The organism is Comamonas sp. 23 (assembly GCF_049601575.1).
Taxonomy (GTDB): Bacteria; Pseudomonadota; Gammaproteobacteria; order Burkholderiales; family Burkholderiaceae_C; genus Comamonas; species Comamonas squillarum.
Map to the genome: position 1 here is coordinate 4,081,999 of NZ_CP187127.1, position 21,112 is coordinate 4,103,110.

Genomic DNA, 21,112 nt, shown 5'->3' on the forward strand with positions numbered 1-21,112 from the left:
CTCCATGCGTTGGTCTCGCTTGCGCAAATGGGCCATCAGTTTGCCAGCCGCCTTTTTGGCCGCTGCCGTGCTGATCGGCATCAACGAAGCTGGTTACTACCGCTCGCACGATTCGCTGCAGAACCTCACGGTCACCTACCAGACGCGCACCACGCTGGACAAGCTGATGCAGCAGGTCGTGGATGCAGAAACCCATGCGCGCGGCTATCTGCTCAGTGGCGAAGACAGCAATCTGACGGCCTACCAGCAGGCCTGCACCAACGTCAACAACGCGGTCGATGAGCTGCGCGCCATCTACAGCGTCTTCCCCGAGGACCTGCAGACCTCGTCGATGCTGGGCCGTGAAGTGGCCAAACGCCTGACCCAGATGGATACGGGCATTGCACTGCGGCGCGAGGGCCTGGAAGAGGCCTGGCGTTTCCTGGTCAAAAGCCCGGAAGCCAAGGCCACGATGGACAGCATGCGCAGGCTCAGCAACGAGCTGGTGATCCACAGCAACGAGCGGCGCATGCACAACGAGGCCGAGATTCTCAAGTCCCTGACCCTCGCACGCCTGGGCATTGCCATCGTCAGTATCGTGGGCCTGCTCGCGTTCTACCTGTACCTGCGCCAATCCAACCGCCTCACCGGCCTGATGCTGCGCGAGCAGCGCATGCTCGAGGACGAGCGCGATCAGCTCGAAAAGCAGGTGCGCCAGCGCACCGCCACCTTGGGCGAATTGGCCACCCACTTGCAGCAGGTGCGCGAAGACGAACGCGCCCATCTGGCGCGCGAGCTGCACGACGAGCTGGGCGCCTTGCTGACCACGGCCAAGCTCGATGTGGCGCGCCTCAAATCCAAGATCGACATGGCAGCGCCCGATGTGCAAGAGCGCATCAAGCACCTGATCGAGACCCTCAACAGCGGCATCGCGCTCAAGCGCCGCATCATCGAAAACCTGCGCCCCTCATCGCTGTCCAACCTGGGCCTGACCGCCTCGCTGGAGATCCTGGCCAAGGAGTTTTCCGAAAGCAGCAATGTGGCCGTCGAGCTGAGTCTGGAGCAGATCAATGTGCCCGAAGCCATGCAGCTGAGCATCTACCGCCTGATCCAGGAGTCGCTCACCAATATCGGCAAGTACGCGCAGGCGCGCAATGTGCTCATCAGCCTGCAAAGCCACCCCAAGCATGTGTTCGTGCAGGTGCGCGATGACGGCGTCGGCTTCAACCCCAGCCAGGCCCACCCCAACTCGCACGGCCTGGCGGGCATGCGCCACCGTATCGAGGCCAGTGGCGGCCGGCTGCACATCGCCTCTGCCCCGCAGCAAGGCACCACCATCTCGGCCAATCTGCCGCAGAACTAAGGGCCCGGGCTGCGGCCAGCAGCCTGGCGTCCTCTCCCCTCCCTCGCCATCCGCACAGCAGTCCACCAAACACCGCGCGAAAGCCACGCGCGGTGCCCTTGCTGCACCCCTGCAAACCGCGTCTTCGCCGCCGCGCATCCACACATCGCGGGAGCTGTCCTACACCTGTTCTTCGCACCTACTGGCAAGGCTGCATGCGGGCAGCGGCCAGAATGCAGTCATTGCTCGCACCTTCTTGCACAGCAAACAACATGAGGAAAAAAATATGCTGCATTACGCTGTTGTCTTCCTGGTCATCGCACTGATTGCGGCCGTCTTCGGCTTCGGTGGTATTGCGGCCAGTGCGGTCGGCATTGCCAAGATCTTGTTTGTGATTTTCATCGTGCTCGCTGTCGCATCGTTCCTGATGGGATTGTTGAAGAAGTAGCGCTTTGACAACCCTTGAACCTGTGCTCACCACACGATACATTTATCCGGTACGCGCAGGTCAACGTACACTGCAAGATCTTCATTGAACATCATAGAAAGAGGCTATTTCATGGATACCGAAAAAATTGCCAAGGACGCTGTGGACAAGGTAGAAGACACCGCCAACGACGTGCTCGATGGCGCTGAAAAGGCGGTGGGCCACACGCGCCGTGCCGTGAAGTCCGCAGCCAACAAGGCCGAGCGTGCGATCGATGAATACGGCCATGAAAAGAACCATTCCATCGATCACATTGCCTCCCGTGCACAGGACTGGGCAGAGCGCGGCATTGGCCTCGCCGCTGACTCCTCGCACCGTGCCCGTGAGCAGTTCTACCGTGCCCAAGAGCGTGCCAACGAGTACGTCTCTGACCAGCCGGGCAAGTCGATGGCGATTGCCATGGCAGCAGGTGCCGCATTGGCAACCCTGGTCATCATGGCGACCCGCCGTCGCGACTGATTTTCAAGTATCTATCGGCATATAACGGATAAGTGCGGTGCAGATGCCGATCGATTTTCAAGCACCCTAACAACACTTTGCGAGGAAACAAAAATGAAACTCTCCCGTACTATCGCTATCGCTGCTTTCGCTGGTGCAACCCTGGTGATGGCCACTGGCTGCTCCGTGGCTCGCAAGCAAGAAACCGTGGGTGAATACATCGATGGCTCCGCTGTGACCACCGCTGTCAAGGCCAAGCTGGCTGAAGACAAGGAAACCTCGGCCAGCTCCATCAATGTCAAGACCATGGACGGCGGCATTGTTCAGCTGTCCGGTTTTGCCAAGTCGCAAATGGAAAAGGACCGTGCCGGTCAGATCGCTCGTGGCGTCAAGGGCGTGACCGAAGTGCGCAACAGCCTGATCGTCAAGCAATAAGCGGCGCGAGCCTGGCTCGCCAAAAAACCAGCTGGTGCATGCCGGCTGGTTTTTTTTCGCATGCACACCCGTCCGTGTCCGACTTGAAGGCCATGGTCAATTGACCGGCGATGCGTTAAGCTTGGCCGATGCGCCTTTTCCACTGCGACCAATGCGGTCACCTGGTATTTTTTGAAAGCGTGCACTGCGTCAACTGCGGCGCAACGCTGGCCTACCTGCCGGACTGCGACGATGTCGGGGCCATGGCAGCCGTGAACACCGATGGCACGGCATCTGCAGACGGCGTGCCATCCGCTTTGTGGCAACGCATTCCCTCCAAGGCGACGCACAGCAGCCAGCGCTACCGCATGTGTGCCAACCGCGACCAATACCAAGCCTGCAATTTTGCGATCCCTGCTGACGAGCCCAACAGGCTGTGCAGCTCTTGCCGCCAGACGCTGGTGCTGCCCGATCTCTCTGTCAGCGGCAACACCTTGCGCTGGCAAAAGCTGGAGAACGCCAAGCGGCGGCTGTACGTTACGTTGGCGCGCCTGGGGCTGCACCCCGATCAGCCGAACTGGACGCCCCACTACCAGTTTCTCGCCGATGTGCCCGACCAGCCGGTGATCACCGGCCATTCCAACGGGCTCATCACCATCAACATCGCAGAGGCCGACGATGACGAGCGCGTGCGCCGCCGCGTGGCCCTGCACGAGCCCTATCGCACCTTGCTGGGCCATCTGCGCCATGAGTCGGGTCATTTCTTCTGGGACAAGCTGGTGCGCGATGGCGGCGAGCTCGACAGCTTTCGCCAGCTCTTTGGCGATGAGCGCCAAAGCTATCCGCAAGCGCTGCAAGACTACTATGCCAACCCGCCGGGTTACTCGCAGTGGAGTGCGCAATTCGTCAGCGCCTATGCGAGCGCACACCCGTGGGAAGACTGGGCCGAATCCTGGGCCCACTACCTGCACATGGTCGACATGCTGGAGACCGCAGCCAGCTACCAAACCGATTTGACGATGGCCGAAGGCCGCCCCTCGGTCACCATCAGCGACCCCTTTGTCCAGCCGCCCCCCCGCTTTGAAGACATGGTGGCGCAGTGGGTGCCGGTGACCTTGCTGCTCAACAGCCTCAACCGCAGCTTGGGCCAGCAGGACGCCTATCCTTTTGCGCTATCGGCCGGGGCGCTGCAAAAGCTGCGCTATGTGCATGACATTGTGCGGCGGCCCCACCCGCTCGAGAGTGGTCGCCCCCCTGTCATGCACCAGCACTGAGCGGGTTGCGCGCGGCCATCAGGCCTCTTCGGCCCGGCGCTGCGCCACCTTGCGCTGCAGCTCCTGCGCGACATAGGGCGAGACAAACTTGTCGACCTCACCGCTGAGCATCGCAATCTCGCGCACAAAAGTGCTGCTGATGAACTGGTAGCGGGTGCTGGGCGTCAGGAACACGGCTTCCACATCGGGCATCAGCGAGCGGTTCATGCCAGCGAGCTGGAACTCGTAGTCAAAGTCGGTGACTGCGCGCAGGCCGCGCACAATCGCATTGCCGCCTTGCGCGACGACAAAATCACGCAGCAGGCCCGAGTAGCTCTCCACCCGCACGCTGGGGTAGTGCTTGACCGCTTCGCGCGCCATGTCCATGCGCTCCTTGAGCGAGAACATGGTCTTCTTGTGGTGGCCTTCGGCCACGGCCACAATCACATTGCCAAACAGCTGGTAAGCCCTGCGCACCACGTCTTCGTGGCCCAGGGTCATGGGGTCAAAGGTGCCTGGGTAGATGGCCAGTGTCATGTCTGTCTCCTGCAAAGCATCATCGTTGTGCCAGTCTCCTGGCACATTGCAGCGCAGCATAAACCATTTCTGCCACCACCCTGCCAGCGGGCAGGCATTCCCGTTCAGCCGGCTGCGTCCTCAGCCCTCTTGAGCAAGTGCGCATGCACGGCGCCCGCCTTCAGGTAGCGGTGGCGCACCAGGCCCAGCTCGGCCAGGGCCTCGTCGCTCCAGGCTTGGGGCGCTTCGAGGTAGATAAAGCCCTGCGCCGTCACCGCCGCCTGCGCCGCCTTGAGCGCTGGCACAAACAGCTGGCCGGAGAATGGTGGATCGAGGAAGATCAGATCCCAGTGCGCGGTGTAGGCCTGCAGCGCAGCCAGCGCATCGCCCCGGCTCACCTCCACCTGCGTGGCACCCAGCTTCTGCGCCAGCTGCTTGATCTGCGCGGCCAGCTGCACATCGGACTCGACCATGCGCACCTGGGTCGCGTTGCGCGATGCAGCCTCCAGCCCCAGCGCGCCGGTGCCCGCAAAGGCATCGAGGCAGCGCCAGCCAGCCAGGTCCTGGCCCAGCCAGTTGAACAAGGTCTCGCGCACGCGGTCGGGCGTGGGCCGCAGATCGGGGCGGGTCAGCACCGCCAGCTTGGTGCGGCGCCATTGGCCGCCAATGATGCGGATCTCTCCGGCAGCGGACGCTGCCACGCGGGCGGCATTGCCGGAGTTTCCGGTAGTGCCGCGCTTGCGGGCGGGCGCCGCGTCAGGCGCGGCCTCGGCAGCAGCGGCTGCCTTTTGCACCAGGGCGCGCAGCGCGCCCTCGCTTTTGATGGCACTGCGTCCCATTATGGTTTTGCTCCCAAGACCACGGTCACTTGCTTGTCGGGCTGCACCATGCGCGCCATGGCCTTGCGCACATCGTCGGCGCTGAGGGCTTCGACCCGGTCCGTCCAGTGGTCCAGGTAGTCCAGAGGCAGTCCATTCCAGGCGATATTGGTCACATTGCCCAAGAGCTTGGCATTGCTGTCCACGCGCAGCGCAAAGCCCCCAATCAGGTTGTCCTTGGCATCGCGCAGTTCCTCGGCGGTGGGGCCTTTGGCGATGAAATCGCTCAGCACCTCGCGCGTCACCTTGAGCGCCTCGGCCGCCTGGTCAGGCCGGGTCTGCAAACCGATCTGGAAGGCACCGGCATCCAGCCCCGGGTTGAACGACGAGTACACGCCATACACCAGGCCGCGCTTTTCACGCACCTCTTCCATCAGGCGCGATGCAAAGCCGCCGCCGCCCAGAATATGGTTGCCCACTAGCACGGCCAGAAAATCCGGGTCGGCGCGGCGGATGCCGGGCTGGCCCAGCAGCACCTGGGCCTGGGCCGAGTCAAACGCGATCTGGATGTCATCGGCCTTGGCCAGCGGCTGCACGGCCGGCACCTCAGCGGGGGCCGCGCACTGCGCCTTGGGCGTGGCCGGCACCTGGGCCAGCAGGCGCTTGACCAGCGCATCGGCCTGGGCCTTGTCCAGCGCGCCCACCAGCGTCACCTTGGCGCGGCAGGCGTCGACCGAGCGCGCCAGGTACTGCTGCATCACCGCCGGGCTGATCCGGGCCAGGGTCTCTTCAGTGGCACGCTGCCCGTAAGGGTGGCTGCCAAACACGGCCTGGTTGAAGGCGCGGCCCGCCACCACCGCAGGGCGGGTATTGCCCTCCTTGATCGCGGCATTCCAGCGCTCGCGCTCGCGCTGCCAGACGGCATCGTCATAGCTGGGTTGGGCCATCTGGCGGGCCGCCAGGTCAGCGGCGCGGCCCAGCAGGCTGCCATCGGTCAGCGAGCGCAAGGAGAAGGTCAGCGCATCGCTGCTGGCGCCGGCGCCAAAGCTGGCACCCAGATCGGCCCAGGCTTCGCCGACCGCGTTCTCGTCAAGCGCAGGCGCACTGCCCTGGGCCTTGACGCCCTTGGAGGCCATCATGGCCGCGGCGCTCGCCAGGCCTGCCTGGTCCGCCGGGTCGCGCCGGCTGCCAGCATCAAAGTTCAGCTGCACATCCACCATCGGGATCGTGGGGCTGTTGACCAGCCAGACCTGGGCGCCGCTGTCCTGGGTCCAGTGCTCAATGGGCAGCAAGGCCCAGGCCGAATGGCAGGCCAGCAAGGCGGCTGCGCCGCCGACCAGTGTTTTGCAAAAAGAGGTTCGCATGGGTATCTCTGCTAGCCAGGGCCCGCTGCCATCTGCGGCAGGTCCTGGTAAAAACAATCGTTGGCGGGTGCGTCAAACAGTGCATCCGCCACGGGGTTTGGTCAGTGCACCGCCCCGTCCTTGGTCGCGGCACCGCTACGCTTTTGCGCGGCGCGGTCGGCATCGGTCAGCGGCTGGGGTACCAGGGTCGCCACTGTCATCTGGTCATCGCCAAAATAGCGCGCAGCCACCGACTGCACCTGCGCGGCTGTCACCGTTTTCATCAGCGCCAGCAGCTTGTCATTGGCATCGAGCGGCAAGCCCAGCACCCAGTTGGAGCCCAGGTCATTGGCCTGGCCAAAGACCGAGTCGCGCTCATACACGGTAGAGGCCTGCCACTGGGTGCGCACCCGCTCCAGCTCGGCCTCGCCCACGCCTTCCTTGGCAACGCGGGCCACCTCGGCACGCAAAGCCGCCTCCACGTCCTTGGCGGTCTTGCCTTGCGATGGCACGCCGCCCAGCAAGAAGGTGGAAGGCCCCCGGTTGACCACGCTGGCACCGCTGAAGGTGGCGTCAGCCACGCGGCCGGGGCCCTGGGTCAGCTGGCGGTCCAGGCGCGCGCCGTCATAGCCACTGAGCACAGAGCCCAGCATCAACAGCGCCATCGCATCCTTGTCGCTGTCCTTGGGCTCGACCAGGTTGCGCAGGTCGGGCACCTTGAAGCTCATCACCACATAGGCCTGCTCGGCAGGCGCCTTGTAGTCGAGCCGGCGCTCGCCCTTTTGCAGTGGCTCGGGCCGGGGCTTGCGCTCCGGCAAGGCACGCGCTGGAATGCTGCTGTAGTATTTCTCGGCCAGCGCACGCACCTTGTCCACATCCACATCGCCAGCGACCACCACCACCGCGTTCTCCGGCACATACCAGGCCTTGTGGAAGGCGCGGGCATCATCGGGGTGCATGGAGTCGAGGTCGCCCATCCAGCCAATCACCGGGCGGTGGTAGGGCGAGGCCTGCCAGGTCGCAGCGTTGAGCTGCTCCATCAGGCTGGCGCGCGGGTTGTCGTCGGTGCGCATGCGCCGCTCTTCCTTGATGACCTCGATCTCTTTCTTGAACTCGCTGTCGGGCCACTGGTTGTTGGCAAAGCGGTCTGACTCCAGGCGCATCACCTCTTCGAGCTTGCCCGACGGAATCTGCTGGTAGTAGCCGGTGTAGTCGCGGTTGGTAAAGGCATTGTCCTGCCCGCCGAGCGCTGCGACCTTGCGCGAAAAATCGCCGGGCGCTACGGTGGCCGTGCCCTTGAACATCATGTGCTCGAGCGCATGGGCCAGGCCCGAGCGGCCGTCGACCTCGTCCATCGAGCCCACGCGCACCCAGACCATGTGCACCGCCGTGGGCGCGCGCTTGTCAGGCTGTACGATCAGGTCCATGCCATTGGACAGTTTGAACTGCTGGGCCCCAGCAGAATTGGAGGCGATGGCAGTGGTGGGCATAGGCGATGCGGCCCAGGCTGGAGAAGCCCCAGCGCCCAGGGAGGCCATCAAGGCCAGCAAAATGGTGGAACGTTTCATAAAATAGGCTGATTCTACGTAGCGCACAATGTTCAGTTTTTTCAAGAAAAAATCTCCCGCTGCCGACGCAGCCCCCAGCCCTTCCGCCGCCGAGCCAGCGCCTGCGCCCGCTCCAGCGGCCGATGTCCCGCCGCCCGCACCCCAGGTGCCCAGCGCGCCGCTGACCCCGATCCGCCCTGTGGCTGCCGAGCCCACCAAGACGGGCTGGCTGCGTGGCCTGGGCATGGGCGGCAAGGCCGCAGCCCCGGCACCCACGGCTGCAGAAACGGTCACGAAAAACCCAGTTACACAAGCCCCGCAGGCTCCGGTAGCTCCTATCACTATAGCATCCGAGCCCGCCAGCAGCCGCGACAGCTGGATGAACCGCTTGAAGAGCGGTTTGCGCAAAACCGGCTCGAGCATTGCCACGGTCTTCACCGGCACCAAGATCGACGAGCAGCTCTACGAAGAGCTCGAAGAGGCGCTGCTGATGGCCGATACCGGCGTCAAGGCAACCCAGCATCTGCTCGAAGACCTCAAGCAGCGCGTCAAGGACAGCAAGACCACCGACCCCGCCGCTGTCAAGGACCTGCTGGCCAGCGCGCTGGCAGATCTGCTCGCGCCACTGGAAAAGCCACTGGTCATTGGCGAGCACAGCCCCACGGTCATCATGGTGGCTGGCGTCAACGGCGCTGGCAAGACCACCTCGATCGGCAAGCTGACCAAGCACCTGGCCGATGCCGGCCAGAGCGTGCTGCTGGCAGCGGCCGACACCTTCCGCGCTGCGGCGCGTGAGCAGCTGGGCGTCTGGGCCACCCGCAACACCGTCGAGATCATCAGCCAGGAAGGCGGCGACCCCGCGGCCGTCAGCTTTGATGCGGTGACCGCCGGCAAGGCCCGGGGCAAGGATGTCGTGCTGGTGGATACCGCCGGGCGCCTGCCCACGCAGCTGCACCTGATGGAAGAGCTCAAGAAGATCAAACGCGTCGTCACCAAGGCCGATGGCAGCGCGCCGCACGAGGTGCTGCTGGTCATTGATGGCAACACCGGCCAGAACGCGCTCAACCAGGTGCGCGCCTTTGACGATGCACTGCAGCTGACCGGCCTGATCGTCACCAAGCTCGACGGCACGGCCAAGGGCGGCGTGCTGGCCGCCATCGCGCAGGAGCGCCCCATCCCTGTGTACTTCATCGGTGTGGGTGAAAAGGTCGAAGACCTCGAGACCTTCAGCGCCAAGGAATTTGCCCAGGCGCTGCTCGCCTGATCGCCCAGCAGCCCCATCGCAGTTCCAAGCCCTGCCCTCTGGCGCAGGGCTTTTTTGCGCCCGCGTCATTGTAGTTTCATGCAATCTTGTTATTTTTTGCACTTCCTGGTGACGACATGCATTCACCACATCGGCCTTGACGGCAGGAGGTTTCATGAAAATAGCAAGCTTGCGGCAGCTGTGTGCCGCCGGGCTCTGGGCAGTCAGCGGACTGGCCCTGGCCCAAACGGTGGTCTTTAGCGAGAATTTCAATGCGGCGAGCGCCGATGCACCCAGCGGCCTGGGCACGACCGGGCCAGCTGGCTGGACAATGCGCCTAGAGAATGCCGAGACAGTGGCCACCAGTGGCCGCTCCACCGCCGCCAAACTGCCCTGGCTGGGCTGGAAGTTTGTCACGCCCGCCTACTGGACCGCCCAGGTCTCGGGCGGCGATCGCGCCAAGCTGACAAAGGCCAGCGGCAAGATCGCGGTGGCCGAATCCGATGGCCTGCGGCCCAACAGCGGTCTGTTCTTCAACACCGTGATGGAAAGCCCCAGCATTGCGGTGCTGGGCGGCGGCAGCTACGCGTTGGGCTTTCTCAACCATTTCCAGATGGGCTCGACCAAGAAGGAGAGCATCAAGGTCGAGGCCGTGTTTGATGACAGCTCCGTGCAGACCCTGCTGCATGAGACCAGTGCCTCGCGCCTGAACCAGACCGAGAGCCTGGCCTTCAGTACCCCGGCCGGCGCCAAAAAAGTCAGCCTGCGCTTTAGCTACCTGAACACCGACAACAACTGGTACTGGGGCCTCGATGATGTGGTGCTGACGCAAACCAGCAGCGAACCACCCAAGCCCTTTGACCCCGCCAAGCTGCCCAGCACTGCCAACGCGCCCGCGCTGACCGTGGGCCCCACCTTGCAGAACCCCGGCCCCGACCACATGGCGGTGATGCTGGAGACCAGCGAACCGGCCCCCACCATCTGGTGGCGCCTGGCCGGCAGCAGCGGGCCTTACACCTTGGCGCCCGCCATCAACCCGGTGGGTGACTTTGCTGACAGCAGCATATTTTTTGCCGATATTGCCGGCCTGCAATCGAACACGCTCTATGAGTACGCGGTGGTCACCGGCACCAGTGCAGCGCCCAAGCTGGCCGGCCCCTTCCAGTTCAAGACCTGGCCGCGCGAGGGCGATGGCGTTGCCAGCGCCAAGTTCGCCGTGGTCTCGGACACCCAGGATGGCCTGGCCAACCGCCTCAAGAACATCACCCTGGGCGTGATCAACAACGACTGCGCGGGCTCTGCTGCCCAGTGCGCGCAGAGCCTGGCCGGCTTCATGGTGCCCGGCGACCTGGTCGGATCGGGCGGTACGCGCAGCAACTGGAAAGACCAGTTCTTCGGCCCGATCGCCGCCATCACGGCCTATGTGCCGCTGATCCCCTCGCCCGGCAACCACGAGTACTTTGGCGGCGAGCAGGCCAGCGCCGGCAGCGAGAAAAGCTGGGCCAAGACCTACCGCAAGTACTTCAACCGCATGCCCGCCAATGGCTCTCAAAAGCACCCGCTGCACTGGTACCAGCTGGACTACCTGGGCATGCGCATTGTCGGCAGCGATTTCAACCCCGCCTCGGCCATGCACAACACCGGCGGCTGGACCGGCTACGACAACGGCCGCGGGCTCTTTCGCGCCGACTACATGCAAGAGCACCTGAACTGGTTTACCGGCCTGATGGCCCAGACCCGTGTGGACAAGAAGCCCTATATGGTGCTGCTCAACCACCACCCTTGCCTGAGCGAAAAATGGCGCCAAGGCGAGGTGATGGCCACCTGCGATTTCATCGCCCAGATGGAAGACTATGGCCGCACGACCGGCGCCATCACCGCCAACTTGAACGGCCATGTGCACTTCTACGAGCGCGGCAATTCGATGAACAGCCGCCACCTCTGGCTGAATGTGGCTTCGGGCAGCGGCGCGCTCGAAGGCGCCAAGCAAAGCGATGACAGCGACCTGGACGTCATCGCCAACACCAAGCTCAGCTTTGGCTACGGCACCTTGGAAGCCAGCTTTGGCAGCGCCACCCCGGCTTTGACCTGGAAGCGCTACGACCTGGGTGCGTCCACCACCAGCAGCACGCCCGACGACAGCATCGCGATCACCAGCCAGGCCTGGTCCTTCCAGCCGGAGCTGGTCCAGGCCAAGCTCGGCCAGGTCGACCCGGCCAGCCTGAAGCTCGCCTACCGCACAGGCGCAGGCCCGGCGCTCTATGAGGCGCAATGGCAGGTCTCCAAGGACCCGCAGTTTGCCGCCGGCCAACCGGTCTACGACGTCTGGGGCAACGACACCCGCAGCGAGAACTGGACCTACCTGAATGGTGTGCGCGTCAACACGCAAAAGGATGCCGATATTGCGACCTTGCCGCTGGGCTACCTGCTGGCCAACCCCCAGCGCGTCTACCCGAATGTGGATGCGGGCACGGAGCGCGGCAAGCTCACCAGCGCCATCATTGCCGGCGGCAACAGCCTGCGTGACCGCTGGAGCTGCGGCTACAAGTGGGATGAAGACGGTGACAGCGGCGCTGAGCGCCAGGGCGGCCGCCAGTGCTATGCGCAGCTGGCCAAGGCCGATGGCAGCAAGGGCTCGGCCTGGGACCCCTTCCAGGGCCAGGCCCCGCAGGTGCTGCAGCTGGGCCAGGATGAGCGCTGGTACTGGCGGGTGCGCGTGCGCGATACGCACCTCAACTGGTCCGACTGGAGCGCCACCGGCTCCTTCGAGCTGGGCCACCCTGCGCCTGAGCCCGAGCCACCGGTGCAGGACCTCATCGACACCCAGCTGCCCACGCCCGGCGGCAACCTGCCCGCGATGGCCCTGAACATCCAGGCCGCCACCCGCTGCGACCAGTCCAACGCCAGCGTCAGCGCAGTGCCTGCCGACCTGCTGCCCGCCGGCCTGAAAGCCGCCACCGGTCTGCTGTCCTTCACGCTGTCGGGCTGCGCCCATGAAGGCTTCAGCGCCCAGGTCCGCTTGGAGGTGCCCGCCGACCTGCCCGCCAACAGCCGCGTGATGAAGGTGCATACCGCAGCAGACGGCAAGCGCCAGGTCAGCGAGATCGCCGGCGCCAGCATGGCCGGCGGCGTGGTCCGCTATACCGTGACCGACGGCGGCCCGCTCGACGAAGACGGCCTGGTCAACGGCGCCATCGTCGATCCGGTGCTGGTCGCCGTGCCTGCCGATGTGGTGGTGCCGCCATCGCAAGCGGCAACGCCCGTGCCCACCAACCAGCCGCTGGCCCTGCTGCTGGTGTCGATGCTGCTGATGGCAGGCGCTGCGCTCGCACGTCGTCAACGCTGATTGGCAGCCTCCGGGCCCTCTGCACCACCTTCTGCCCTTGGGCATGGGTCATGCAGGGGGCCTTTTTGATTACACACGGCCGTCCAGGCCGCTACTGCAAAATAGCGCAGGCCGCGCTGCCGGACTGCCCTTGAAGGAAACGCATCCATGCTGCAAGAAGACCGCTTTGTCCGCATCCAGTCGCTGCTCGCCTCGATCGACCGGCTCAGCACCGAAAGACTCATCCAGGACATGCAGGTCTCCCGCGAAACGGTGCGCCAGGATTTGCTGGCGCTCGAATCCATGGGCCTGGTGCGGCGCGTGCATGGCGGCGTCGCCCGCGTCACGCAAGACGAGCCCCCTTTTGTGCAACGCCAGGCGCTGCGCGTGGCCGAGAAGCGCGCGATCGCCAAGGCGGCGGTCAAGCGTCTGCAACCGGGCCAGATGGTGTTTATCGATGCCGGCACCACCACGGCCATCCTGGCCGAAGAGCTCAGCCTGATCAGCCGCCTGGTCGTGGTCACCAACTCCATCACCGTGGCCCTCAAGCTCGCTGGCACCCAGGCGCCCGCTGGCACGGCGAACCGCATGCGCGTGGTGCTGCTGGGCGGCGATACCAACCCCGAGATCCCCTGCACCTATGGCGAGGTCACCCTCAATGAGATCCGCCGCTACCGCGCCGATGTCACGCTGCTCTCGCCGGTGGGCATCAGCGCGCACGATGGCGTGACCTTTGGCAACGAGCATGAAGCGAGCCTGGCCAGCGCCATGGCCGAGCAGTCTTCGTCCATGCTGGTGCTGGCCGACTACAGCAAGATAGGACTGCGCAGCCGCTACGCCGTCGCCTGCCCACCCACCCAGCAGACGCTGATCACCAATGCCCATCCCGCCAACACCGAGGCCTTGGCAGCGCTCGGCGCCCAGGGCGTGGCTGTGCTGCCCGTCTGATAAGGCTGACCAGACGCCGTAGCCCTTCACACCTGCAGCGCAGAGCCCACTTCCGCCGCGACCCAGGCCGCATAGGCGGGGCTGGCCGCGCTCTCACCCCAGAGCCACTGCGGCAGCGCATAGGGGTGCAGCGGCAGCAGCAAACGCTGCAAGGCCAGCAGGCTGGGGGGCGTGGTCTTCCAGGTAATGCGCCATTCATCGGCCTGCTGCAACTGACCGTCCCACCAGTAGTGCGAATGGATTTTCTCGACCTGGGCGCAGGCCGCCAGGCGGGCCTTCACGCCCGCCTGGGCCAGCGCCTGGGCCGCCGTTTCACTGTCCACCGTCGTGCTGGCCCATGCCACCAGGTAGTGGCCGGCCGGGCCGGGGTTCATGGCCAAGGGATGCATTATTCAACTCCATGATTTTTATCAAACACGCTGCATTTGGAAGGCTGCTTGACAGCACCCCAACCACTGAGAATATATCCAGATTTTTAGCCGCCAGTATGGAACTTATCCACAGACTGCCCACTCCAACTGCCCTGAAAGCGGAAACGGGTGTCAGACAGCGCCCCGCCAGCCGCTATGGTCGCGATAAAGAAATGTGAATAGCATCAAAATCAGGAGCAAGCTATTCTTTATCTACGCCAATCCTCGCCGTTCTTAGTCAGAACTTAAACCCGAGATTACCGCACTGCAGCATGGGAACTCCCACAGCATCAAGGGACTCCTACCGGTGTTACTATGTATCGCATAGACGAAAGGACTTCTAGCGTGACAACTCATTCTGGAGCCGCCACCATTTCTACCGCATTGGCTCCTGCAAACCCATGGTCGTTGGTGCCACCCCTGGGCAATCTGGACGCGTACATCACTGCGGTCAACCGCATCCCCATGCTCACCCCCGAGGAAGAGCTGGGCTATGCAAAGAAACTCAAGGAAAACGGTGATGTAGAGGCCGCCGGCCGCCTGGTGCTCTCGCACCTGCGCCTGGTGGTATCCATTGCCCGCCAGTACATGGGCTACGGCTTGCCGCACGGCGATCTGATCCAGGAAGGCAACGTCGGTCTGATGAAGGCCGTCAAGCGCTTTGACCCGGACCAGGGCGTACGTCTGGTCAGCTACGCCATGCACTGGATCAAGGCCGAGATCCACGAATACATTCTGAAGAACTGGCGCATGGTCAAGGTGGCCACCACCAAGAGCCAGCGCAAGCTGTTCTTCAACCTGCGCTCGATGAAGCAGGGCTTCAAGGCCGAAGCGGGCATGGAAGACGGCGCGATGCAGCGCGAGACGCTCTCCGAGAGCGAAATCGACGCGATGGCCGCGCACCTGAATGTCAAGCGCGAAGACGTGATCGAGATGGAAACCCGCTTGTCGGGCGGCGATGTGCTGCTCGATCCGAGCCCCTCCGATGACGGCGAGCAGGCCTATGGCCCGATCGCTTATCTGGCAGACGCCTCGCATGAGCCCACCGCGATGATCGAGTCGCGCCAGCGCGACTACCTGGCCACCGATGGCATTCAGGAAGCCTTGGCCACCCTGGACGAGCGCAGCCGCCACATTGTGGAAGAGCGCTGGCTCAAGGTGAACGACGATGGCTCGGGCGGCATGACCTTGCACGACCTGGCCGCTGTCTACGGCGTCAGCGCCGAGCGGATTCGCCAGATCGAATCGGCAGCGATGAAGAAGATGCGCAAGGCCTTGGCCGAATACGCTTAAGCCGTATTGCAACGATCTGCTATCGCAGCACACATCCATATCGCAATTGGCGATAATCAAAGCGCACATGCCTCCGGCCTGTGCGCTTTTTTTATGGCCCGTATGAGCCCGGCGGACGTACAGACGGATAAACCTCCACCCATGCGGGCAGCCATGCGAATCTGGAGCTTTTATGCATTTTTCCCTGTCCCGCCGCTGCCTGGTGGCAGCCACTTTGGCCACCCTCGCCAGCACCGGCGCCCTGGCTGCGGACAACTGGCCGAGTAAACCCCTGCACCTGATCGTGGGCTTCCCGGCAGGATCCTCGCCTGACCTGACCGCCCGCGCGCTGGCCGAGCCGCTGGAAAAGGCCCTGGGCCAACCGATCATCGTCGAGAACAAGGTCGGGGCTGGCGGCAACATCGCCGCCGAATACGTGGCGCGCGCCACCGACGGCTACACCTTCAGCGTGATGATCAACGGCAATATGACGATTGCCAAGCTGCTCAACCCCGCGATCCGCTACGACCCGCTGACCGATCTGCAGCCTGTCGGCCTGATTGGCGTGGCCCCGCTGGTGCTGGTCGCCCCGGCCAAGGCCCCGGAGGGCAAGGCCTTTTTCGAGGCCGCCAGCCAGGCGGGCAGCAGCTGGAGCTATGGCTCACCTGGCGTGGGCACCATCGGCCACCTGGGCATGGAGCTGCTCAAGAGCCGTGCCAAGATCAAGCCCGAGCACATCCCCTACCCCGGCTACCCGCAGGTATTTAACGGCATCCAGGGCGGCGATCTGCAGCTCTCGATGCTGCCACCAGCACTGGCGATGAACCAGATCCAGGCCGGCAAGCTGCGCGGCATTGGCGTGAGCTCGGCCGCCCGCAGCCCGCTGGCTCCCGGCCTGCCCAGCCTCAAGGAGCTGGGTATTGCCAACTACGACATGGAAATCTGGAACGCCGTGGCCGCCCCCAAGGCCATGCCCAAGGCCCATGTCGACAAGCTCGCTGCGGCCGTGGGCGAGATCGTGCGCAGCCCCGAGATGCGCCAAAAGCTCGCCCTGCAGGGCTGGCAGGCGGTGGGCAGCTCGCCCGAAGGCCTGAAAAACCGCATTGATGCCGATGTGAAGGCGCTGGGCGCCATCATCAAAGAGCAGAACATCCGCGCGCAATGACGGCCGCCCAAGTCTTCTCCGACCTCAGCGCCTGGCAGGTGATGGCTTGGGGCCTGGCATTTTTCAGTGTCCTGTATGTGGCGGGTGGCCTGGGCATGACGGCGCTCACCGGCTTTCTACAACGACGCGGCATCGGCCAGGTGCTCGATACCCGGCCGCTCAAGCCCGACCAGTTGCGGCGCGAGTGGCGCCAGTCTTTCCATTCGATCCTGGTGTTTGGCCTGGGCATGGTCGTGCCCTGGGGCTTCGTGCAGTTGGGCTGGGCGCATTTTGCAGTGGCGCCCAGCGGCTGGCAAATCGCCATCGAGATCTGGGTGCTGCTGATCTGGAACGATGTGCATTTCTGGATCAACCACCGCCTGCTGCACACGCGCTGGTTCAAGCGCTTCCATGGCGACCACCACCGCTCGGTCGTCGTCACGCCTTGGTCGACCTACAGCTTTCACCCCATCGAGGCGATGATGTTGGGCAATGTGATCCTGCTGCCGATGGTGCTGCATGACTTTGCCTTCTGGTCGCTGGCCTCGGTGCCGGTGTTCAGCATCTTCCTGAACGCCGTAGGCCATGCCAATTACGACTTCTTCCCGCGCGTAGGGCCCCGCCACCCGCTGGCTGCCAGCCGCCGCCACCACCTGCACCATGCCCGGCCCGCCGGCAACTATGGCTTTGCACTGGCCTTTATGGACCGCCTGATGCGCAGCGAAGCAGACCCGCTGCCCCCGCGCCCTCCACGCCCGGCCCCAGGCCGCCCCGCTGCTTGACCCGGTTGGCATGACCCGCGACGACAGCCCGCCCCTGCCCGCCACCGCCTCCCGCACACTGCCCCGGCTGCGCCACTGGCGTGACTGGCAATCGCTGCTCTACATGCTGGCCCTGCCGCTGATCGCCACCTGGCAGTGGCAGCATGGCCTGGTCTGGTGGCTCTATCTGGTCCAGCTATTTTTGACCTTGGGCATCGGCGTCATCCACCACAACCACACGCACCTGCGCATGTGGACGGGGCCGCACAGCCGCTGGGCCAACCGCGCCACCGACTATGCGCTGACGTTGCTGCAGGGCCACCCTACCTTTGTGTTCTGGCCCGCCCATGTGGCCAACCACCACCGCTACAAGCATGGCGAGCAGGACATCGCCCGCACCTACCGCTTTGGCGGTGACAGCAACCACCTATGGGGCTACCTGCTCCACCCGCTGCAGGCGGCCTGGGTGCTGTACCCGCTGTTCATCCGCTGGCTGGCGGGGCTGCGCCGGCGCCAGCCCGGCGCCTTTCGCTACTGCATGGGCCAGTACGCACTGTGGCTGGGCAGCTGGGCGGGGCTGCTGGCGCTGGATTGGAAAAAGGCGCTGGTCTTTGTCATCCTGCCCCAGCTCCATGGCCTGCACTGGCTGCTGGCCACCAACTACCTGCAGCATGCACATGCCGATGGCCGCAAGTCCCCAAAGTCCAAAAACGATACCGACGGTGGCATGCTGAACTACGCGCGCAATTTTGAAGGCTGGGTCAACCCGCTGCTCTTTAATATTGGCCTGCACACCGCCCACCACGAATGCCCGCATGCCCACTGGTCCGCGTTGACCCGTTTGCATGCTGAAGAATACCGACACCGGGTCCACCCGGCGCTCAATGAGGCAGGCCTGTTGCCCTATATGGCACGGGTCTTTGTTGGAGGGATGGTTTGCCGATCGGCCCGCAGCCGGTCGCTGATGCCGCCTATGGAGAAAAAGTAGTCATCTATGCCAGTCGCTTATTCGCAGGTCTATATCGAATCCGCCGGTCACTTCATGCCCGGCGCCCCCATTGCCAACGACGGCATGGATGCCTATGTCGCACCACTCAACCGCCTGTCCGAACGCATCAAGCGCCGCATCCTGGCGGAAAACGGCATCCAGCAGCGCCACTACGCGATTGCGCCCGATGGCAGCACCCGCTACAGCAATGCGCAAATGGCCAAGGGCGCCATCGAAGCGGCCCTGGCGCAGGCCGCGCGGCCGCTGGCCGACATTGGCTTTCTGGCCAGCGGGTCCTCTGGCGGCGACGCGCTGATGCCCGGCTTTGCCAGCATGATCCAGGGCGAGATGGCCGCCCCGCCGATGGAGCTGCTCAGCGTGCAGGGCGTCTGCGCGGCCAGCGTGGGTGCGCTGCAAAGCGCGGCGCTGGCGGTGGAGCACGGCACGCATGCCCATGCGCTGGCGGTGGCCAGCGAGATGCCCTCGCGCCTTTTCAAGCGCTCGCGCTACGCGGGCCAGGACTACAACACCGATTTCGATGCGCACTTTTTGCGCTGGATGCTGAGCGATGGCGCCGGCGCCGTGCTGCTGGGCCAGGGCGCCGCGTTGCCCCAGCGCCCCGACCTGCGCCTCAAACTGCGCTGGACCCACCAGCGCAGCTTTGCCGGCGACTACCCGGTGTGCATGCAGCTGGGCCTCACGCATGACCGCCAGCGCAGCCACCTCGATTTCCCCTCCTGGGCCGAGGCCGAGGCCGCAGGCGCGCTGTCCCTGCGCCAGGACATCCGCCTGCTGCCCCACCTCTTCGATGTCTGCATCCACGAGTACGCCCGCATCGCCCACCAGGGCTGGCTGCCCGAGCGCGGCATTGACCATTTTCTGTGCCACTACTCGTCCGAGAAATTCATTCCCGTCGTCGATGAGCTGCTGAACAAGGCGCAGCTGTCGATCCCGCGGGAGCGCTGGTGGAGCAACCTGGCCTGGCGCGGCAATACCGGCGCGGCCTCGATTTTTGTGATGATCGCCGAATACCTGCAGACCCAGCATGAGCGCTTGAAACCCGGCGACACCATGCTGTGCTTTGTGCCCGAGTCCGGCCGCTTTACCGCTGGCTATATGCTGCTGGAGGTGGAGCGCAGCACGCCTGCTGGCACGTCTGCCACCAGCGCCAGCACCCCGGCCCAACGCGCGCCCCAGGCCGCAGCCGCTGCAGAAAGCGCGCTGATCGCCCCGCCCCATGATCCGGCCGCAGCCCCAGCGGGCCTGGCGCCCTTGCTGACCGAGCTGGCCAGCATCTGGCATGACTACCGCTCCCAGGTCTGGCGCACGCCGCTGGTGCACCGCATCCACAGCGGCCAGATCCAGCAGGCCGACTATGTGCGCTGGATGAGCCAATGGGTGCCGCAGGTGCGCGAAGGCAGCCTGTGGATGCGCGAAGGTGCCACCTCGCTCACAGGGGCCTATGCCGAGCTGGCTGCGCTGATGGGCGTGCATGCCAGCGAGGAGCAGAACGACTTCAAGATCCTGCACCAGGACTACTTGAATGCCGGGGGCACCGAAACCGACATCCAGCAGCTGCGCCGCAACCCCGGCGGCGAGGCGCTCAACAGCTACCTGCACAGCCTGGCAGCCACTCCCAACCCGATTGGCCTCCTGGGCGCCATCTACATCATTGAAGGTACGGGCCAGCGCATCGTTCCCAGCCTGCTGCCGCTGTTGCGCCAGCACCTGGCGCTGGGCCCAGAGTGCTTCCGCTTTCTGGAGTACCACGGCGCCAATGACGAAGACCACCTGGAGCGCTGGCTGCTGGCGGTGCAGATGGTGATGGCGCTGGACGAGACCGGCACCGCCGCAGCAGCGATTGCCGCGACCGCACGCCATACCTCTGCGCTCTACCTGATGCAGTTCCGGCACATTCTGGAAGCCACGGCCTCGGAGCGCGCACGATGACCGATTTTCGGGACATCCCCCACGACGAGCGCGACCCCAACCCCTGGCTCGCGCTCTACCTGGACGACAGCACGCCGCTGCCCGACCATGTCAAGGCCGCCTGGCTCAAGGATTCGAGCAGCCGCTCGCGCCAGTTTCTGTTGCCCTTCATCCGGCCGATTGCGCGCATCAGCATCATTCTGATCCAGGTGCTCAAGGTGCTGCTGCCCAAGCGCTGGGCGCATTCCAAGCTGCTGCACCGCACCCTGGCCTTCAGCATGAACCGCTTTGTCTCGCCCGAGGCGAACTGGCTCATCATGCGCCACTTCCACCTGGGCTCGCAGATCCTGAGCTTTATCGGCGCCAATGCGCCCACGCCCGTGCCCACCAAGCCGCTGGCCCCGATGGAGATCGATGACATCAAGGACGAGCTGTTCCTGAAGCACGACCTGAACCTGTTCAACTTTGTCATCCGGCTCAACACCACGCTGCGCAGCCACGGCCAGCACATGGGCCCGGTGGCCGAGCCCGACTTTGGCATGCTCTGCGACCCACCGCTGCAGCTGGCCGCGATGCCCCATGGCCGGCTCAACATTCTCGATCTGCAAAGCGCCATCGAGATCTACACGCCGGTGTACCAGCTGCTGCTGACCGACAACGATTTCTGGCGCGCCAGCAATTCGCTGCAGCTCGATGAAACCGTTGCCATCTATGCGGCCAAGATCCTGTCCTCGCCCGAGCACCTGGTGATGCTCAACAACAAGCACCCGCTGGTGCCCCTGTCCACCTTGCGCGCTGGCCACCGCCTGGTGCTCCATGGCCTGTCCACCGAGATGCTGCACTGCCTGCTGATGCGCATGGCCACCGGCGAGACCCCGCTACCCAGCCGCGAAATTGCCAAGACCCGGCAAGCGGCGGGCCGGCCTGCGCAGGCCGGCTGATCAATCTCCACCAC

19 protein-coding genes are annotated in these 21,112 nt (G+C 64.5%); 14 read left to right on the forward strand and 5 right to left on the reverse strand.

The genetic code is table 11. The features are described from left to right. Nucleotides 1-4: 4 nt before the first annotated feature. The 5 genes from ACPEE1_RS18480 (at nucleotide 5) to ACPEE1_RS18500 (ending at nucleotide 3,934) form a co-directional block, all read left to right on the forward strand. Nucleotides 5-1,342, forward strand: a complete 1,338-nt coding sequence (locus ACPEE1_RS18480; RefSeq protein ID WP_116924710.1) for a CHASE3 domain-containing protein — start codon at nucleotides 5-7, stop codon at nucleotides 1,340-1,342. Nucleotides 1,343-1,607: 265 nt separating this feature from the next. Further along, nucleotides 1,608-1,769, forward strand: a complete 162-nt coding sequence (locus tag ACPEE1_RS18485) for a DUF1328 domain-containing protein (RefSeq protein WP_021026244.1) — start codon at nucleotides 1,608-1,610, stop codon at nucleotides 1,767-1,769. A 111-nt stretch (nucleotides 1,770-1,880) separates the two neighbouring features. Next, nucleotides 1,881-2,267 carry a hypothetical protein gene (locus ACPEE1_RS18490; protein WP_021026245.1) on the forward strand — a complete coding sequence of 129 codons (387 nt, stop codon included), beginning with the start codon at nucleotides 1,881-1,883 and terminating at the stop codon, nucleotides 2,265-2,267. A gap of 93 nt (nucleotides 2,268-2,360) precedes the next feature. Beyond that, entirely contained in the window at nucleotides 2,361-2,681 is a 321-nt protein-coding gene (locus tag ACPEE1_RS18495; protein ID WP_116924709.1) for a BON domain-containing protein, read from the forward strand. A gap of 128 nt (nucleotides 2,682-2,809) precedes the next feature. Further along, nucleotides 2,810-3,934 (forward strand): zinc-binding metallopeptidase family protein, encoded by a 1,125-nt coding sequence (locus ACPEE1_RS18500; RefSeq protein ID WP_423934324.1) that lies wholly within the window; start codon nucleotides 2,810-2,812, stop codon nucleotides 3,932-3,934. Nucleotides 3,935-3,952: 18 nt separating this feature from the next. On the opposite strand, the gene coaD is transcribed toward ACPEE1_RS18500, so the two are convergent. The 4 genes from coaD to ACPEE1_RS18520 form a co-directional block, all read right to left on the reverse strand. Further along, nucleotides 3,953-4,450 carry a pantetheine-phosphate adenylyltransferase gene (gene coaD / locus ACPEE1_RS18505; RefSeq protein ID WP_043339436.1) on the reverse strand — a complete coding sequence of 166 codons (498 nt, stop codon included), beginning with the start codon at nucleotides 4,448-4,450 and terminating at the stop codon, nucleotides 3,953-3,955. Nucleotides 4,451-4,554: 104 nt separating this feature from the next. Continuing rightward, on the reverse strand, nucleotides 4,555-5,268 hold the full coding sequence (gene rsmD, locus ACPEE1_RS18510) for a 16S rRNA (guanine(966)-N(2))-methyltransferase RsmD (protein ID WP_116924707.1): 714 nt from the start codon (nucleotides 5,266-5,268) through the stop codon (nucleotides 4,555-4,557). After that, entirely contained in the window at nucleotides 5,268-6,611 is a 1,344-nt protein-coding gene (locus ACPEE1_RS18515) for a M16 family metallopeptidase (RefSeq protein WP_260718970.1), read from the reverse strand. The genes rsmD and ACPEE1_RS18515 overlap by 1 nt, the downstream gene beginning before the upstream one ends. Nucleotides 6,612-6,712: 101 nt before the next feature. Next, the gene (locus tag ACPEE1_RS18520) at nucleotides 6,713-8,158 is read right to left on the reverse strand and encodes a M16 family metallopeptidase (protein WP_423934329.1); all 1,446 of its coding nucleotides are present in this window, start codon (nucleotides 8,156-8,158) and stop codon (nucleotides 6,713-6,715) included. 28 nt (nucleotides 8,159-8,186) lie between these two features. Here ACPEE1_RS18520 and ftsY point away from each other — a divergent pair, with 28 nt between their 5' ends. The 3 genes from ftsY (at nucleotide 8,187) to ACPEE1_RS18535 (ending at nucleotide 13,653) form a co-directional block, all read left to right on the forward strand. After that, nucleotides 8,187-9,401: a signal recognition particle-docking protein FtsY gene (gene ftsY, locus ACPEE1_RS18525; RefSeq protein ID WP_116924705.1), complete on the forward strand. Its 1,215-nt coding sequence runs from the start codon at nucleotides 8,187-8,189 to the stop codon at nucleotides 9,399-9,401. A gap of 154 nt (nucleotides 9,402-9,555) precedes the next feature. Then, a complete protein-coding gene (locus ACPEE1_RS18530) occupies nucleotides 9,556-12,726 on the forward strand; it encodes a metallophosphoesterase family protein (RefSeq protein WP_423934333.1) in 3,171 nt (1,056 codons plus the stop codon). A 147-nt stretch (nucleotides 12,727-12,873) separates the two neighbouring features. Then, the gene (locus ACPEE1_RS18535) at nucleotides 12,874-13,653 is read left to right on the forward strand and encodes a DeoR/GlpR family DNA-binding transcription regulator (RefSeq protein WP_116924703.1); all 780 of its coding nucleotides are present in this window, start codon (nucleotides 12,874-12,876) and stop codon (nucleotides 13,651-13,653) included. A gap of 26 nt (nucleotides 13,654-13,679) precedes the next feature. Here the strand turns inward: ACPEE1_RS18535 and cutA are convergent, their stop codons facing one another. Continuing rightward, nucleotides 13,680-14,042 (reverse strand): divalent-cation tolerance protein CutA, encoded by a 363-nt coding sequence (gene cutA, locus ACPEE1_RS18540; RefSeq protein WP_423934336.1) that lies wholly within the window; start codon nucleotides 14,040-14,042, stop codon nucleotides 13,680-13,682. A gap of 336 nt (nucleotides 14,043-14,378) precedes the next feature. On the opposite strand from cutA, the gene rpoH reads away from it, so the two are divergent. The 6 genes from rpoH (at nucleotide 14,379) to ACPEE1_RS18570 (ending at nucleotide 21,098) form a co-directional block, all read left to right on the forward strand. Next, nucleotides 14,379-15,356, forward strand: coding sequence for an RNA polymerase sigma factor RpoH (gene rpoH / locus ACPEE1_RS18545; RefSeq protein WP_052329887.1), 978 nt, complete (start codon nucleotides 14,379-14,381; stop codon nucleotides 15,354-15,356). A gap of 172 nt (nucleotides 15,357-15,528) precedes the next feature. Further along, nucleotides 15,529-16,500 (forward strand): Bug family tripartite tricarboxylate transporter substrate binding protein, encoded by a 972-nt coding sequence (locus ACPEE1_RS18550; RefSeq protein ID WP_182345104.1) that lies wholly within the window; start codon nucleotides 15,529-15,531, stop codon nucleotides 16,498-16,500. After that, a complete protein-coding gene (locus ACPEE1_RS18555; RefSeq protein WP_182345103.1) occupies nucleotides 16,497-17,261 on the forward strand; it encodes a sterol desaturase family protein in 765 nt (254 codons plus the stop codon). Before ACPEE1_RS18550 ends, ACPEE1_RS18555 begins: the two co-directional genes overlap by 4 nt. A gap of 103 nt (nucleotides 17,262-17,364) precedes the next feature. Continuing rightward, nucleotides 17,365-18,228: a fatty acid desaturase gene (locus tag ACPEE1_RS18560; RefSeq protein ID WP_182345574.1), complete on the forward strand. Its 864-nt coding sequence runs from the start codon at nucleotides 17,365-17,367 to the stop codon at nucleotides 18,226-18,228. 6 nt (nucleotides 18,229-18,234) lie between these two features. Further along, the gene (locus ACPEE1_RS18565) at nucleotides 18,235-20,178 is read left to right on the forward strand and encodes an iron-containing redox enzyme family protein (protein ID WP_182345102.1); all 1,944 of its coding nucleotides are present in this window, start codon (nucleotides 18,235-18,237) and stop codon (nucleotides 20,176-20,178) included. Then, complete coding sequence (locus ACPEE1_RS18570; protein ID WP_182345101.1) at nucleotides 20,175-21,098, forward strand: DUF6999 family protein; 924 nt, start codon at nucleotides 20,175-20,177, stop codon at nucleotides 21,096-21,098. Before ACPEE1_RS18565 ends, ACPEE1_RS18570 begins: the two co-directional genes overlap by 4 nt. Nucleotides 21,099-21,112 lie beyond the last annotated feature (14 nt).

Coding starts and splice junctions, on each gene's coding strand:
- ACPEE1_RS18480 (WP_116924710.1), top strand. CDS start 5: ATGCGTTGGTCTCGCTTGCGCAAATGGGCCATCAGTTTGCCAGCCGCC.
- ACPEE1_RS18485 (WP_021026244.1), top strand. CDS start 1,608: ATGCTGCATTACGCTGTTGTCTTCCTGGTCATCGCACTGATTGCGGCC.
- ACPEE1_RS18490 (WP_021026245.1), top strand. CDS start 1,881: ATGGATACCGAAAAAATTGCCAAGGACGCTGTGGACAAGGTAGAAGAC.
- ACPEE1_RS18495 (WP_116924709.1), top strand. CDS start 2,361: ATGAAACTCTCCCGTACTATCGCTATCGCTGCTTTCGCTGGTGCAACC.
- ACPEE1_RS18500 (WP_423934324.1), top strand. CDS start 2,810: ATGCGCCTTTTCCACTGCGACCAATGCGGTCACCTGGTATTTTTTGAA.
- coaD (WP_043339436.1), bottom strand. CDS start 4,450: ATGACACTGGCCATCTACCCAGGCACCTTTGACCCCATGACCCTGGGC.
- rsmD (WP_116924707.1), bottom strand. CDS start 5,268: ATGGGACGCAGTGCCATCAAAAGCGAGGGCGCGCTGCGCGCCCTGGTG.
- ACPEE1_RS18515 (WP_260718970.1), bottom strand. CDS start 6,611: ATGCGAACCTCTTTTTGCAAAACACTGGTCGGCGGCGCAGCCGCCTTG.
- ACPEE1_RS18520 (WP_423934329.1), bottom strand. CDS start 8,158: ATGAAACGTTCCACCATTTTGCTGGCCTTGATGGCCTCCCTGGGCGCT.
- ftsY (WP_116924705.1), top strand. CDS start 8,187: ATGTTCAGTTTTTTCAAGAAAAAATCTCCCGCTGCCGACGCAGCCCCC.
- ACPEE1_RS18530 (WP_423934333.1), top strand. CDS start 9,556: ATGAAAATAGCAAGCTTGCGGCAGCTGTGTGCCGCCGGGCTCTGGGCA.
- ACPEE1_RS18535 (WP_116924703.1), top strand. CDS start 12,874: ATGCTGCAAGAAGACCGCTTTGTCCGCATCCAGTCGCTGCTCGCCTCG.
- cutA (WP_423934336.1), bottom strand. CDS start 14,042: ATGCATCCCTTGGCCATGAACCCCGGCCCGGCCGGCCACTACCTGGTG.
- rpoH (WP_052329887.1), top strand. CDS start 14,379: ATGTATCGCATAGACGAAAGGACTTCTAGCGTGACAACTCATTCTGGA.
- ACPEE1_RS18550 (WP_182345104.1), top strand. CDS start 15,529: ATGCATTTTTCCCTGTCCCGCCGCTGCCTGGTGGCAGCCACTTTGGCC.
- ACPEE1_RS18555 (WP_182345103.1), top strand. CDS start 16,497: ATGACGGCCGCCCAAGTCTTCTCCGACCTCAGCGCCTGGCAGGTGATG.
- ACPEE1_RS18560 (WP_182345574.1), top strand. CDS start 17,365: ATGCTGGCCCTGCCGCTGATCGCCACCTGGCAGTGGCAGCATGGCCTG.
- ACPEE1_RS18565 (WP_182345102.1), top strand. CDS start 18,235: ATGCCAGTCGCTTATTCGCAGGTCTATATCGAATCCGCCGGTCACTTC.
- ACPEE1_RS18570 (WP_182345101.1), top strand. CDS start 20,175: ATGACCGATTTTCGGGACATCCCCCACGACGAGCGCGACCCCAACCCC.